Annotated in this window: 11 protein-coding genes; 2 read left to right on the top strand and 9 right to left on the bottom strand. The window is 74.0% G+C overall.

Features of this window, described 5'->3' with window-relative positions:
• Positions 1-93: 93 nt before the first annotated feature.
• Both ACFVHV_RS41035 and ACFVHV_RS41030 read right to left on the bottom strand, forming a co-directional pair.
• Entirely contained in the window at positions 94-1,722 is a 1,629-nt protein-coding gene (locus ACFVHV_RS41035) for an LCP family protein (protein ID WP_380358621.1), read from the bottom strand.
• The gene (locus tag ACFVHV_RS41030; RefSeq protein ID WP_359902292.1) at positions 1,715-2,173 is read right to left on the bottom strand and encodes a DUF6542 domain-containing protein; all 459 of its coding nucleotides are present in this window, start codon (positions 2,171-2,173) and stop codon (positions 1,715-1,717) included. Before ACFVHV_RS41030 ends, ACFVHV_RS41035 begins: the two co-directional genes overlap by 8 nt.
• 380 nt (positions 2,174-2,553) lie before the next feature.
• On the opposite strand from ACFVHV_RS41030, the gene ACFVHV_RS41025 reads away from it, so the two are divergent.
• Positions 2,554-3,216 carry a TetR/AcrR family transcriptional regulator gene (locus ACFVHV_RS41025; protein ID WP_359902295.1) on the top strand — a complete coding sequence of 221 codons (663 nt, stop codon included), beginning with the start codon at positions 2,554-2,556 and terminating at the stop codon, positions 3,214-3,216.
• Between the two features lie 27 nt (positions 3,217-3,243).
• On the opposite strand, the gene ACFVHV_RS41020 is transcribed toward ACFVHV_RS41025, so the two are convergent.
• From ACFVHV_RS41020 to ACFVHV_RS40995, 6 genes are all read right to left on the bottom strand, one after another.
• A complete protein-coding gene (locus ACFVHV_RS41020) occupies positions 3,244-3,945 on the bottom strand; it encodes a hypothetical protein (protein ID WP_380358619.1) in 702 nt (233 codons plus the stop codon).
• A 194-nt stretch (positions 3,946-4,139) separates the two neighbouring features.
• The gene (locus ACFVHV_RS41015) at positions 4,140-4,925 is read right to left on the bottom strand and encodes a GNAT family N-acetyltransferase (protein WP_359902301.1); all 786 of its coding nucleotides are present in this window, start codon (positions 4,923-4,925) and stop codon (positions 4,140-4,142) included.
• A 60-nt stretch (positions 4,926-4,985) separates the two neighbouring features.
• Positions 4,986-5,552, bottom strand: coding sequence for an RICIN domain-containing protein (locus ACFVHV_RS41010; protein WP_359902304.1), 567 nt, complete (start codon positions 5,550-5,552; stop codon positions 4,986-4,988).
• A gap of 44 nt (positions 5,553-5,596) precedes the next feature.
• On the bottom strand, positions 5,597-6,454 hold the full coding sequence (locus ACFVHV_RS41005; RefSeq protein ID WP_359902307.1) for a peptidoglycan-binding protein: 858 nt from the start codon (positions 6,452-6,454) through the stop codon (positions 5,597-5,599).
• 42 nt (positions 6,455-6,496) lie between these two features.
• The gene (locus ACFVHV_RS41000) at positions 6,497-7,402 is read right to left on the bottom strand and encodes a CAP domain-containing protein (RefSeq protein WP_359902310.1); all 906 of its coding nucleotides are present in this window, start codon (positions 7,400-7,402) and stop codon (positions 6,497-6,499) included.
• A gap of 133 nt (positions 7,403-7,535) precedes the next feature.
• Positions 7,536-10,466 carry a BTAD domain-containing putative transcriptional regulator gene (locus tag ACFVHV_RS40995; RefSeq protein ID WP_380358615.1) on the bottom strand — a complete coding sequence of 977 codons (2,931 nt, stop codon included), beginning with the start codon at positions 10,464-10,466 and terminating at the stop codon, positions 7,536-7,538.
• A gap of 97 nt (positions 10,467-10,563) precedes the next feature.
• Between ACFVHV_RS40995 and ACFVHV_RS40990 the strand changes: the two genes are divergently transcribed.
• Complete coding sequence (locus tag ACFVHV_RS40990; protein WP_380358612.1) at positions 10,564-12,039, top strand: BTAD domain-containing putative transcriptional regulator; 1,476 nt, start codon at positions 10,564-10,566, stop codon at positions 12,037-12,039.
• Here ACFVHV_RS40990 and ACFVHV_RS40985 read toward each other — a convergent pair.
• On the bottom strand, positions 12,033-12,533 hold the full coding sequence (locus ACFVHV_RS40985) for a hypothetical protein (protein ID WP_359902319.1): 501 nt from the start codon (positions 12,531-12,533) through the stop codon (positions 12,033-12,035). The two genes, ACFVHV_RS40990 and ACFVHV_RS40985, sit on opposite strands and share 7 nt — an antisense overlap.
• Positions 12,534-13,130: the final 597 nt, after the last annotated feature.

Here is a 13,130-nt window from a genome sequence, read left to right as displayed (position 1 = left end):
CCTGGGTTGCCGCCGCCCCCCCCGCCGGCCGGGACCTCCGGCGGCGGGCCCCCGGGGGGGGTCCCCCCCCCCGCACGGCCGATGCGGAGCGGGTCAGTAGACGCAGGGGATGCCGCCGTCGGCCTGGGCGTCGACGGCGGGGCCCTGCATGGGCAGATTGGCGGCCGGGTCGGCCGGGGCGCCGCCCGCGGGGGAGGCGGGTTCGTCGGCGGCGACGCCGGTGAAGGTGGTGCCGAGGGTGACGACGACGTGGTCGGCGGCGGCGCTCGCGGACTCGGTGGCCGTCACCCCGTAGCGGGCCGCGATCTGCTCGGCGGCCTCCTTGGCGCCCTTGCCGTAGACGACCGTGGTGGTCTTCGGCCGGGTGCCGGCCGACCCGGTGCGGCCCTCCTTGAAGCCCAGGCCCGCCAGGGCCTTGGCCTCGGCGGCGGAGGTCACGCCGGCGGCGGAGGAGGCGTTGAAGACGTCGACCGTGACGGGCCTGGCGGAGGTCGCGGTCGGGGTCGGCGTCGGTGCCGCGGTCGGCTGGACCGGTGCGGGGGCCGCCCCCGGGGCCGGGTCGGCCGGGGCCGGTGCCGCGGCGGCGTCGGCGTAGCCGAAGAGCTGCTTGACCACCTTCTGGACCTTCGCCGGGGTCACCAGGTTGACGTCCTGGCCGTTCCTGGTGCCGAACCCGTCGAAGGTCAGGGTGTTGAACTCGACGTTGCCGCCGGTGAGGTTGGGGGCCTGCTGGGCGAAGTCGAGCACGTTCCACTCGTTGTCGATCACCAGGTCCTTCTGCATGACGCCCATCAGCTCCTGCATCTTGCCGAGGTCGCCGATGACGCCCTTCTGCTTGAGGTTGTGCACGACCGAGGAGATGAAGGCCTGCTGGCGGTGGGTGCGGGCGAAGTCGCCCGAGTTGCCGTCCGGGCCGTCGAGGTTGTGGCGCTGGCGGACGAAGGAGAGCGCCTGCGAGGCGTTGAGCTTGTTGACGCCCTTGTGGAAGTCGGCACCCGAGCCCTGGCCCTCCATGGCCGGGTCCCTGGTGTCGTGGGTGAGGCAGACCTCGATCGGCTGGAGGGCCTTGGCGATGTCGTAGAAGCCCATCAGGTTGACCTCGGCGATGTGGTCGATGGGCTGGTCGAGGAACTTCTGCACGGTGCGGATGGTGGCCGCCCGGCCGATGTCCCGGCCGGCCTTCTCCAGGTCGGCGCCCTTGAGGCCCTTGGCGCGCAGGCCCGCGTCGGCCTTGTCCTTGGCCGCGCCGTAGGCCTCCTTGATCTTGGCCATGCCCAGCTGGGAGCCGTCGGCGCCGTAGGTCATCACATAGTCGTCGCGGGGTATCGAGACGGCCTGCACCTTGCCGCCGTTCGCCGGGATGTGCAGCAGGATCAGGGAGTTGGTGTTGTAGCCGCCGATGTCGGAGCTGTGGCCGGCGTGCAGTTCGTCCTGGACGAACTCGGGCGGCAGGTCCGTGCCGTCCATGTTCTTGCGGCTGTCCAGGCCGATCAGCAGCAGGTTGACCGAGTTGTCGAGGTGCTTGGGCGCGTCCTTCTTGGTCTCGGCGATGACGCCGGAGGTGGTCATCCCGTCGGTGAGCTGCTTGTACTCGTACCAGACCACCCCGCTGGCGGCGAACACCGCGAACCCCACGGTGCAGGCCACTGCCCGGCCCGCGATCAGCACGGGGGAGGAGCGGCGGGCCGCGGCACGTCCGTCGGTTCCGGCGTTGTCAGCCATGCTGCCTCCTCCTCGCCCGGACCAGCCGGAACGCGATCACGACGACGGCCGCGACCGCGGCCTCGGCCATCACGGGAAAGCCGTGCACCACCCACTTGGCGGCGCCGGTGGCCAGGGCCTTGCCCTGGTACCGGTCGCGGTGGGCGGCCAGCTCGGCGGCGGCCGTCACCCCCAGGACGACCAGCGGCGAGGCGGCGAGCACCCACCACCAGCCGTTGCGGCCGCTCAGCGCCGCCGCCAGGCCGGTGCCGAGCACCGCGGCCACCGCGAAGGCCAGGCCCATCCCGGGGCCGGAGAGTTCGTCGACCGCGGCGCCGGCCAGCGGCAGTCCGACGGCGAGCGCCACCGGCAGCGCGGGACCGCCGGGCAGGGGGCGTATGTGTCCGGCGGGTCCGTCCGCCGCCCGTCGGCGCGCCCGCTTGTCGGCCGACCGTCCTCGTTGCCCCGCCACGCCCTCACCCCGGTGTTCCCGTGCTCCGCGCGCCACGGTGGCGCCTGCGCCGCGTGCCGACCGTCCGGTCCGTCCGGTCCGTCCGGTCCGTCCGGTCCCGGGCCGGTCCTCGTCCGGGCCGTGGGCCCGTCGTCCGTCGTTCCGGAACTCTGTTCGTGGCGCTGCCAGTTCCGGACGCCGGTTTCCGGCCGGCCGGTTCCCGCCCGGCCGCCCGTGATCGGGGGAGGCGCTTCCGTATCACCTCTACACGGGTGTAGAAGTCGTACGCAGCATAGAGCACACGTGTTCGGCGGCAAGTCCGGGTTCGCCGTGACCCGGATAAACTACACCGGGTAGTTTCTGAGTGGCCGGCCGATGCGCCGGCGGAAGAGGAGAGGGCCGTGGCGACGACGGGCGGAGCGGGGCGGCCGGAGAAGCGCAAGGCGATCACGCAGGCCGCGACGGCGGTGTTCGGGCGCGAGGGGTACGTCCGGGCCAGCATGGACGCGATCGCGGCCGAGGCCGGGGTGTCCAAGCGGACGGTCTACAACCACTTCGCCGACAAGGAGACCCTCTTCCTGTCGGTGGCCCTGCAGAACTCGGCGGAACTGACCGAACGCATCCGGGAGTTGATGGCGAAGTACCTCGACCGGGTGGTGGAGCTGCGCCAGGACCTGATCGACTTCGCCGTCCAGCGGGCCCGCGCGGTCCTGTCCGCCGGGGAACACGGGGCGCTCGGCCGGGCGATCCGGGCCGAAGTGGCCAACATCCCGGCGGACGTCCTGGAGGCCTGGCTGGAGGCCGGACCGATCGCCTCCCAGCGCGACCTCGCGCAGCACTTCGCCGCGCTCGCCGAGCGCGGGCTCCTCACGGTCGGGGACGCCGCACTGGCCGCCGAGCAGTTCACGCTGCTGACCTTCCACGGCATCGCCGAGCGCTCCTTCTGGGGCGCCCTCCCGGTGGCGGACGAGGAGGTCGAGCGGATCGCGGCGGCCGGTGTGGACGCCTTCCTGCGGATCCACGGCGCGTCGCCGGCGGCGTCGTCGCCGACGGCACGGGGCTGACGGCACGGGGCTGGGCAGGTCCGGGCATCACTTCCAGTTGAGGCCATTGCCGAGGGTGTACGGCTCGCCCCAGTACTCGGCGCCCGCGACCTTGGAGGCCTCCGGGGACATCGCCACCGCACAGGACGTGGCGGACTGGCCGTTGGTGAAGCCCTTGGGCAGCGACTCGCTCTTGCACTTGGGGAAGGAGCCGATGACCATCAGCTCCTGCGCCTCGGTGCCGTCCGCCAGCAGGCCCTTCATGTGGTTGACGCTGGTGTAGGACAGGTCGGTGTCGCCGGCGTTGGTGACCTTGTAGTGGATGTAGTACGGCACCAGCCCCTTGGCCTTGTCGCCCAGGTTGAGCGAGGTGAGGTCGGCCGGGTCGCCCTTCTCGATCGAGGTGACCGCGAGCGCGATGGTGCCCTTGGTGCTGCCCGAGCTGAACGGGATGGTGGCGGCGTCGCCGAGCTTCAGGGTGGTCCCGGCCGCCGGGGCGGTGCCGCCCGCCGGGATGGAGGCCGAACCGGAGGCGGCCCGGGTGGTCGCCGCGGCGCTCGGCGAGGCGGCCGGGGTGGTGGCCGCGGCGCTCGGCGAGGCGGCCTGGCCGGCGGGCGCGCCGGTCGCCGGCGGGGTCGTCGCGGTGTCGGACGACGAGGCGTCGTCGTTGCAGGCGGTCAGGGTGAGCGCGCCGACAGCGGCCAGCGAGGCCAGGGCCAGGGCGTGGCGACTGCTGCGGATGGGCTTCACGTGTGGATCCCCCGTGGTTGCGGACCCCCGGTGCCGGCGGTCCTCCTGAGGGACGTTCATAGCGCAGCGCGAACGATCGGGACCATGGGTTCGGCGCCGCTTTGACACGTTCGTGACGAGTCCCTCGCGCGGCCGTGACAAGGGATATCGACTCGTGATCCGCCGCCCGGGACGCGGCGCCTAGGAGGTGGCGCCTAGGAGGTGGCGCCGAGCACCAGCTCGTTGTACGTGGCGACGGTGGTGAAGCCGAGCCGCTCGTACAGCCGGATCGCCGGGGCGTTGTCGGTGCGGACGTTCAGGCCCAGGTGGTCGGTGCTCGCGGCCAGCCGGCGGCAGAGCGCGGTGACGCAGGCCCGGGCGAGCCCGCGGCCGCGGGCGTCGGGGTGGGTGGTGACGTTGCCGAGCACGGCGACCCGCTGGGCGGGCGAGTGGACGTGCACTCCGGCGACGGCCAGCAGCCGGCCGTTCTCGCGGACGCCGACGTAGCCGCCGCCGGCCAGCATCCGGGGGTCGAACCAGGAGTCGGGGTAGGACTCGGCGAGCAGGGCTCGGACGCCGTCGACGTCGGCGGGGCCCAACGGCCGGGTCTCGTGCGTGTCCTCGGCCGGGAGCTCCGCCGTGAGGAGCATCCGCAGCAGCGGCGTCCGGCGCTCGACCGCGTAGTCGGGTGCGAGCGCCCGCTCGGCGCCGTCCGGCAGCCCGGCCGTGAACCGGCGGGGGAGGAAGGGGCGGAGGTCGCGCAGCAGCGCCTCCAGCGGGGGGAGGCCGGCGGGCCGGGCGAAGGCGAGCAGGACGGGGGTGTCGCCGCCGCTGTAGAGCAGTGCGACCGGTCCGTGCCCGGCGTCGGGGGCGGCGGTGTACCAGGTGGTGTTGGGCCAGAGGGTGTCGTCCAGGTCGCCGAGCTCGAAGAGGTGCAGCGCCGGATCGGTGTGGAAGCGGGCGGCGAGCGCGGCGCGGTCGTGCAGGCTGATGAGGGGCACGCGGACGAGGATAGGCCCGGTCCGCTCGACGTCGAGGAGCGGACCGGGCCCGGTGGTTCGTCAGCCCAGCAGCCAGCGCTGGGCCGGGTCGCCGGTGTTGCAGGAGGTCACCCCGGTGGCCTGGCCGCCGCCGTTGGCGGTGAGGCACTGCCCGGTGGCCGCGCTGATGATCATGTACCAGCCGCGGTCGTTGTCCGTCAGCAGCCACTTCTGGTTGGCCGGCATCCAGTCGCCGGTCGGCCGGTTGAGGCCGTCCAGCCCGCCGGGGGTGTCCCAGAGGCGGACCGCGCCCGAGCCGGTGTCGAGGTCGATGACCTTGCCCTGCCCGTGCGAGATCGCCGTGGTGCCGTCGCAGTACTTCCAGAACGACCAGGTCTGCGCGGGCGACTGGTTGGCCGGATAGATGATGATCGGCTGACCGTTGGCCTCGACGTTGTGGTACAGGTCGAGCGCGCCGGCCCCGGAACCGTTGTTCACGGCCGTCATGCCTCCCACGGACGGCGACAGGTCGCAGGCGCCGGCCTGCGCCGCCTGCGCGGCGGGCGCGCCCGCCACGACCGCCCCCGCGACGGCCGCGACGGTCCCGACCGAGGCGAGGAGCCTGCGGGTACGGGTGATGGTGCTCATCGGGTTTCTCCTTCTGGTGAGGTGGGTGTGCCGTGTGCCCGGCGTCAGCCGCGCGGGACCGCGAGCGCGGCCCACTGCTTGGGGCCGGGGACGCCGTCGGCGTCCGCGCCCGAGTCGCCGAGCTTGTGCTGCCAGTTGCGGAAGGACTCGCGGTCGGCGCCGGACCACTCGGGCCCGGGGCCCTCGGCGTAGGCGGAGCAGCCCTCGGCGACGAGGCGCTCTCCCATCCGGGTGATGACGTCGCTGCTCTGGCCGTCGTGGAAGAAGTCGGCGCCGGGGAAGGGCTCGTAGCCGTCGCCGCCGCTGTCGCCGCCGGCCGCCGGGGCGGTGCCGGACGGGGCGCCGCCGGCGGGGCTGTCGTCGGCGGACGCCTCCTGCCCGAAGTAGAGCGCCCCGGAGCGGTCCTTCCACTGCGGATCGGCGAGGACGACGCCCTCGGCGAAGTCCGGGATGCCGTAGCCGTGGACCCAGTCCGAGTGGCGCTCACGGGTCTTGAGGTAGACGCCGTCGCCCTCGGAGCTTCCCCCGTCGTTGGTGTTGCCCTCGACGGTGGTGATGGTGGAGCTGGTGTAGGCGACGCAGATGCCGGTGTGGCTGCCGCCGCCGGGCCCGAAGAAGACCTGGCCGCCGATGACCGGGTACTCGGTGAAGCGGTCGCGCTCCTTGAACCAGGCGACGCCCTCCGCGCAGGAGGCGCTCACCGGGAAGAGCCCGCCGTTGCCGGACTGCTCGGCGCACCAGGCGACGAAGGTGGCGCACCAGGCCTCGCCCTGGGACCACTCCAGGCCGGCGACGGCGGGGGAGAACTTCTGGATGTTGTTCCAGTGCCCGCCGCTGCGGCCCTCGTGGTAGCCGACCTCGTCTCGGGCGATGCGGATCAGGTCCGCCGCGTTCGAGGACATGGGTATGGACTCCTTGTTGCTGGAAGGGTGCCGGTCGGGGTCTCAGGCCTTGCCGAAGGTCTGCACGTAGCGGCCCCAGTTGCCGCGCTGGCGGGGCGCGTAGCCGATGCCGATGAAGTTGTAGTCGGGGTTGAGGATGTTCACCCGGTGGCCCGGGCTGTTCATCCACATCTGCATCGCCTCCGGCACGCTGTTGCTCGGGGTGACGTTCTCGGCGGAGGCCCGCGAGGAGAAGCCGGCGGCCGCGATGCGGTCCCAGGGGGTGCTGCCGTCGGTGCCGTTGTGCTGGGTGAGGTCGTGCGAGGCCATGTCGTTGGCGTGGCGCTGGGCGGCCGCGCTGAGGCGGTCGTCCAGGCGCACCGGCGGGGCGCCGACCCGGCCGCGCTCGGCGTTGACGGAGTTCAGCATCTCGGTGCGGAAGTCACCGCCGCCGCCGGGCTGCGGCTGGGGCTGGGGCTGCGGCTGGGGCTGCTGCTGGCCGCCGCTGCCGGCGCCCCCGGCCGGGACGAGCTGCCAGCGCTGCGCCGGGTTGCCGTCGTCCTGCTTGGCCAGGGTGAGCGGCGAGCCGGGGGCGGCGGCGGTGAGGAAGAGCATGCCGTCGTTGGTGCGGGTGGTGCGGATGCGCACCCAGTCGTTGTCGAGGGGCTCGAAGCACCAGTGCTGGTTGGGCTGGTTGTGCTCGTTGTAGAGCCAGGTCTGGCCGATGGAGTAGTTGAAGTCCATGACCATGGCCTGGCCGCCTGCGTGCCGCCCGGTGGTCAGCAGGGTCTCCAGGAGGAAGCTGCCGTTCTCCTTGGCCCAGAAGGTCCAGCCCTGGGCGGTGGTGCCGTTGGGGCCCCAGGACTGGATGGCGGTGCCGGCGGTGGTCTGGCTGGAGCGGAGGTCGGCGACGGTTCCGTTGGCGGACTTGAGCGTCCAGTTCTGACCGTGCTGGGGGAGCGTGGGCATGGTTGCGCCTCTCGTCTGTGGTGTCGCCCCGGGCCGCGACCGCTGCGGCCCGGGGCCTGACGAGAGAGACGTTCCGGCACCGCGGTAGACGGTCGGTCAACGCGCGTAGTGCACCTTCGCGTTGATGCCGTGTCTACCGCTCCAGCAGCCCCCTGACCTGCTCGGATTCCTCCTTGAGCCCCAGCCGCTCGTACACCTCCAGGGCGTCCGTCAGACAGGCCCGGGCCTGGCGCGGGCGGCCGAGGCCGGTGAGCGCGGTGCCGAGGGTGCGCAGCAGGGCGGCCTCCAGGGCGGCGCTGGTGCGGCGGGCGAGCGGGAGGACGGCCTCGGCGGCGTCGACGGCGAGCAGCCAGCGGCCGGCCTCGGCGTGGATGCGGGCCGCGAGGTCCCCGGACGCGGCGGCGAAGACGGTGACCTGGAGGGCGGCGAACTCCTCGCGGGCGCCGACGGCGTGGGCGAGCGCCGCCTCCGGGTCGCCGCACAGCCGCAGTACCCGGGCGAGGTAGTAGCGGCCGGTCGCGGCGGAGACCGGGCCGGAGTCGCTCATCAGGCGGGCGCAGCGCTCGGCGGCGTCCCGGGCCTCGTCGAGGCGTCCGGTCTGGGCCGCGCTGAAGGCGAACTCGCCGAGCGCGCTGCCCTCGGAGCGTCCGGCGTCCAGGCGGCGGAACAGCCCCGCGGCGCGGCCGGCGTGCTCGGCGGCCTCGGCGTAGCGGCCGTGGACGCGGGCGTTGCCGCCGAGGGTGAGCAGGGCCTTGGCGAGGACCCGCTCGGTGCCGGTGGCGGTGCAGATGTCGACGACCCGGCGGATCTCCTCCGCGGACTCGGCGTAGCGGTTGACGTGCCAGAGCATGGAGCCGCGCACGTACCGGGCGAGGGCGTGCGGGCCGTGGTCGCCGCGGGCCTCGGCTTCACCGGCGAGGCGTTCGGCGAGGTCGGCGATGACGGTGGTCTGGGTGCGTTCGGCGAGCACCGAGCTCATCCGGTCGGCGAGTTCGGCGGCGCGGTCGAGCGGCACGGCCGGGTCGGCGCAGCTCAGGGCGATGACGGCGGCGTGCACCTCGGCCTGCTCGCGCATCCAGCGCACGGCTTGCGCGCCGTCGGCGACCGGTCGGCCGGGGTGGGACACGGCCGCGTCGAGCAGGCTGAGCTCGACCGGGTCGGGCCTGCGGGCGGCGAGGTCGGCGCTGCGGGCGCTGGCGAGGCAGAAGTCGAGCAGCCGGTCGGTGGCGGCGGTGCTCTCGGCGGCACCGTCCTCCTCGGCGAGCCGACCGCGGGCGTACGCACGGACGAGGTCGTGGAACCCGTAGCGGCCGAAGCGCGGGGAGTGCAGGAGGTTGAGGTCGACGAGGGTTTCGAGCAGCTCCCCGGTCTCGGCCTCGGTGCGGTCGAGCAGGGCGGCGGCGCAGGGCAGCGGGACGTCGGGGGCGTCGGGCAGGGAGAGCAGCCGGAAGGCGCGGGCGAGTTCGGCGTCGAGGCGGCGGTAGGAGAGCGCGAAGCTGGCTTCGACGGTCCGTTCGCCGTCGCTGAGTTCGACCAGCCGGTGCTCGCGGCGGAGCCCTTCGGTGAGCGCGGCCAGGGTCAGCGAGGGGTCGGCGGCGAGCCGGGACGCGACGATGCGGACGGCGAGCGGCAGCAGCCCGCACGCCCGGACGACCTGCTCGGCGGCCCCGGGCTCGGCGGCGACGCGTTCGGCGCCGACGATCAGGGTGAACAGCTCCAGCGCCTGCTCGGGCGGCAGGGTGTCCAGGCGCAGCTGGTGGGCCCCGGCGAGGCCGGTCAGCCGGTGGCGGCTGGTGACGAGGACCGCGCACCCGGGTGAGCCGGGCAGCAGCGGTTCGACGTGGCCGGTGGTGGCGGCGTTGTCGAGGACGACCAGGACGCGCCGCCCGGACAGGGCCGAGCGGTAGAGCGCGCTGCGTTCGCCGGTGTCCGGAGGGATCTCGCCCGGGTCGACGCCGAGGTCCCGCAGGAAGCCGGCGAGCACCGTGCCGGGGTCGGGCGGGGTGCGGTCGGCGCCGCGCAGGTCGGCGAAGAGCTGTCCGTCGGGGAAGCGGTCGAGGACCCGGCGGGCCACGTGCACGGCGAGGGTGGTCTTGCCGACGCCGCCCATGCCGTCCAGGGCGGAGACCACGACGGCCCGGCCGCCGGCGCCGGCGAGGCGGTCGGCGAGGGTCTCGGCCTCCTCGGTGCGGCCGGTGAAGTCGGGCAGGCCGGACGGGAGCTGGTCGGGTGCCTGCCAGCTGTCGGTCTCGGTGGCGGCCGGTTCGGTCGGTCCGGCGGTGGCGTTCGCGGGCAGCAGGGAGGCGTCCTCGCGCAGGATGCGCAGCTGGAGCCCGGCCGGTCCGTCCTCGTCCGGCGGGAGCCAGGCGCGGGCGTCCTCGTACACGGCGAGCGCCTCGGCCTTGCGCCCGGCCTGGTAGAGGGCGCGCATCAGGACGGCGGTGAGCCGGGGGCGGCCGGGGTGCTCCAGGGCGAGGGCGGCCGCCGCGGCGGTGAGGTCGGTGCGGTCGCCGAGGTCGGCGTCCAGCCCCAGTTCCGTCTCCTTGGCCGAGACCCGCTGTTCGGTCAGGCGGGCGCGGACGGCCTCGGCGTGCGGCCCGGGCAGTCCGGCCAGTGCCTCGCCGACCCACATCCGGTGGGCGCGGCGCAGCACCTCCCGGACCTCCTGCGGCGGCGCGTCCGCGTCGCGCAGCCGTCGGGCCTCGGCCAGCAGGGCGTCCCACACGGCCGAGTCCAGCTCGGCCCCGGCCGCCTTGAACGCGTAGCCGTCGCCGACCCGGACCAGCGGCATCCGCTCCGGGTCGTCCCCGGCGTACGGCCGGAACGCGGCGCGCAGCCGGGACACGGCGAGCTGGACGGCCTTGCGCGGGTCGGCCGGTGCGGCGCCGCCCCACACCCCCTCGACCAGCACCGGGACGGCCACCGTCCGCCCGGCCGCGCCCAGCAGCACGGCGAGCACGGCCCGCTGCTGCGGCCTGCCCAGTTCCAGCTCCTGCTCCCCGTACCAGGCCCGCAGCGGTCCCAGCAGTCCGAACCGCAGTCCGGACCCCCCGATGTCACCCATGTCCCGTCCCCGAAAGTCGTTCTGTGCCGGGATCCCGCCAGTTCCGGCCGGACGGCGGGGCCCCCATACCCCGGCGGCCTATTCTCTGTCACAGATTGTGTACCGGATCGACGTCTTCGAGGGGTGGGCGGTGGGGCTCGATTTCAGCCTGCTGGGTCCGCTGCGGGCCCGGTGCGACGGCCGTGAGCTCGACCTCGGCCGACCGCAGCAGCGGGCCGTGCTCGCAACGCTGCTGATCCCGCCGGGACAGCTGGTGTCCACGGATCGGCTGGTCGAGGACCTGTGGGGGGCGGACGACACCCGCTGGCCGAAGGATCCGGTCGGGCAGATCGGCACGCACATCCACCGCCTGCGGCGTGCCCTGGGCACGCCCGGACTGCTGGTCGGGACCGCGGGCGGCTACCGGCTGGAGGCGCCGCGCACGGCGGTGGACCTCTTCCGCTACGAGGGCGCGGTGGCCGAGGCCATTGCGCTGCGTCACCAGGATCCGCTGCGGGCACGCGAGTCGCTGGCGCGGGCACTGGGTTCCTGGGAGGGGCAGCGCGCCCTGGACGGGGTGCCCGGGGCGTTCGCCGAGCGGGTCCGGGAGCGGCTCGCGGCGGGGCGGTTCGCGGCGGTGAAGGCACTGCTCGGCCTGGACCTGGCGCTCGGCCGGCACGCCGAGGCGCTGGATCCGCTGGCCGGGCTGGTGGCGTCGTACCCGCAGGACGAGGAGGTGCACCGGCTGCACCTGCTGGCGCTGCACCGCTGCGGCCGTACGGCGGAGGCGCTGGCGGGGTACGAGGCGCTGCGGGAGCGGTTGGACGGGGAGCTCGGGCTCGAACCCGCCCCGGCGCTGGTCGAGCTGGCGGAGCAGATCCGGCGCGGCGAGACCCCGGTGCTGCTGCGGCGGCTGCCGAGGCCGTGTCAGCTGCCGCCGGACATTCCGGACCTGGTCGGGCGGGCGGCGCAGGTGCGGGAGGCGGAGCGGGCGCTGCGGGCGGGCGGCACGCCGGTGCTGGGGCTGTCGGGCCCTGCGGGCTGCGGCGCGTCGGCGCTGGCGGTGCATGTCGCCCACGCCGTCCAGGACGCCTTCCCGGACGGTCAGCTGTACGCGAGCGCCGGCGGCCCGGGCGCGGTGCTGGCCGGCTTCCTGCGGGCGTTGGGGGATCGGGCTGACTCCTCGGCCGGCCTCGACGAGCTGGCCGCGCGCTACCGCGCGGCGCTCGCCGGGCGCCGGGTGCTGGTGCTGCTCGACGGGGTGGCAGAGCCGGGGCCGCTGCTGCCGGCGGCGCCCGGCTGCGCCGCGGTGGTGGCGGGCGCGGAGCCGGGCGCGCTGCCCGAGGACGCCGTGCGGCTGGCGGTGGGACCGCTGGAGCCGCACGACGCCTACGAGCTGCTGGCCCGGATCGTCGGCGCGGAGCGGGTCCGGCGGGAGCCGGAGGCGGTGGCCGAGGTGGCCGCGCTCTGCGGCCACCTGCCGGTCCTGCTGCGGACCGCGGCGGAGCGGCTGGCCGCCCGGCCCCGGTGGACGGTGGCCGACCTGGTCAGCTGGCTCGCGCTCCGGGGGGACGGGCCGGGGAGGACTCAGTAGAGGTCGGAGGAGAAGAAGACCGAGCCCGGGCCGGAGAAGGGGCCGCGCTCGGAGGAGTGGGCGAGCCGGGGGATGATGCCGCCGCCCCAGTAGACGCCGGAGGTGCCGCCGGCGGTGACGGTCAGCTTGGCGTGCGGGTGGCCGGCGGTGCCGGACGACCAGCAGGCGTAGCCGTTGGCGGCGTAGACGACGAAGTTGCCGTCGACCTGCATGACGGCCTTGTAGCCGCAGCCGACGGTGTTGCTGGCCATCTTGACGTCGCTGCCGTACTGGTAGACGACGAAGTTGCCGTCGGGCTGCATGATCATCCTGGTGGAGCCGGACTCGATGTACCAGCCCTGGTACAGCGGCTCGTCGTCCCAGATCGAGACGTGGTCGACGGCCCGGTCGATCGCCGCCTCCGCGGTGCCGGTGGAGGCCACGGCCCCGGCCAGTGCGAGCGCGGTGGTGGCGGTGGCCAGGGCGATCTGCCGGAGGGCCTTCATCGTCTTCATGTCCCCGTGTACCTCGTGGTTCTCTCGTGCGATCGCGCCGCCAGGTCCTCGGGGCGCGGTGTGGCACGAGCTTGGGGGAGAGCGGTAGACAAACGATGAACGCCGACGTTGATCGGCGTCCGGGGGTGTGGGGCGGGGAGGAGCCGGGCAGGGGCGTTTGGCTTGGGCCCGGAGTAGGAGTACTGTCTCCTAGTCGCCTGACAGGGAGCACCGGACACGCAGCCGCGCGGACGGTCCCGGGGTGGCCAATCCTCTGAAACACCACTTCCCGGTTCGGGCCGGGTCGCTTCGCCTGTGTGCGTCGTGGCCTGGTGCGTATTAGGCGTGCTCGTTTTATTGGGTTGCGGTCGGATTCGCTTTTCGGAGCGGGGATCGGCTAGAGTTTGAAACGTCGGACGGGGCGTCAAACCCCGGAAGACACCGGCGAGTTGGATGAACGAAGCCCCGGAAACGGAGCGGAAAACATCTGATAAGCTGGAAACACGAAAGAACGAAGCCCGGGGGGTCCGCTGGAAGGCGGTCCGAAGGAAGCGTCCGTTCCTTGAGAACTCAACAGCGTGCCAAAAGTCAACGCCAGATATGTTGACATCCCCGGCC

Source organism: Kitasatospora sp. NPDC127116, from assembly GCF_042677365.1.
Classification (GTDB): Bacteria; Actinomycetota; Actinomycetes; order Streptomycetales; family Streptomycetaceae; genus Kitasatospora; species Kitasatospora lactacystinica.
The sequence above is the reverse complement of the archived record's forward strand: the minus strand, read 5'-3'. Positions and strand labels throughout refer to the sequence as shown.

Excerpts from the sequence above, each read along its gene's own strand:
- ACFVHV_RS41035 (WP_380358621.1), bottom strand. The coding sequence starts at position 1,722 with ATGGCTGACAACGCCGGAACCGACGGACGTGCCGCGGCCCGCCGCTCC.
- ACFVHV_RS41010 (WP_359902304.1), bottom strand. The coding sequence starts at position 5,552 with ATGAGCACCATCACCCGTACCCGCAGGCTCCTCGCCTCGGTCGGGACC.
- ACFVHV_RS41005 (WP_359902307.1), bottom strand. The coding sequence starts at position 6,454 with ATGTCCTCGAACGCGGCGGACCTGATCCGCATCGCCCGAGACGAGGTC.
- ACFVHV_RS41000 (WP_359902310.1), bottom strand. The coding sequence starts at position 7,402 with ATGCCCACGCTCCCCCAGCACGGTCAGAACTGGACGCTCAAGTCCGCC.
- ACFVHV_RS40995 (WP_380358615.1), bottom strand. The coding sequence starts at position 10,466 with ATGGGTGACATCGGGGGGTCCGGACTGCGGTTCGGACTGCTGGGACCG.
- ACFVHV_RS40985 (WP_359902319.1), bottom strand. The coding sequence starts at position 12,533 with ATGAAGACGATGAAGGCCCTCCGGCAGATCGCCCTGGCCACCGCCACC.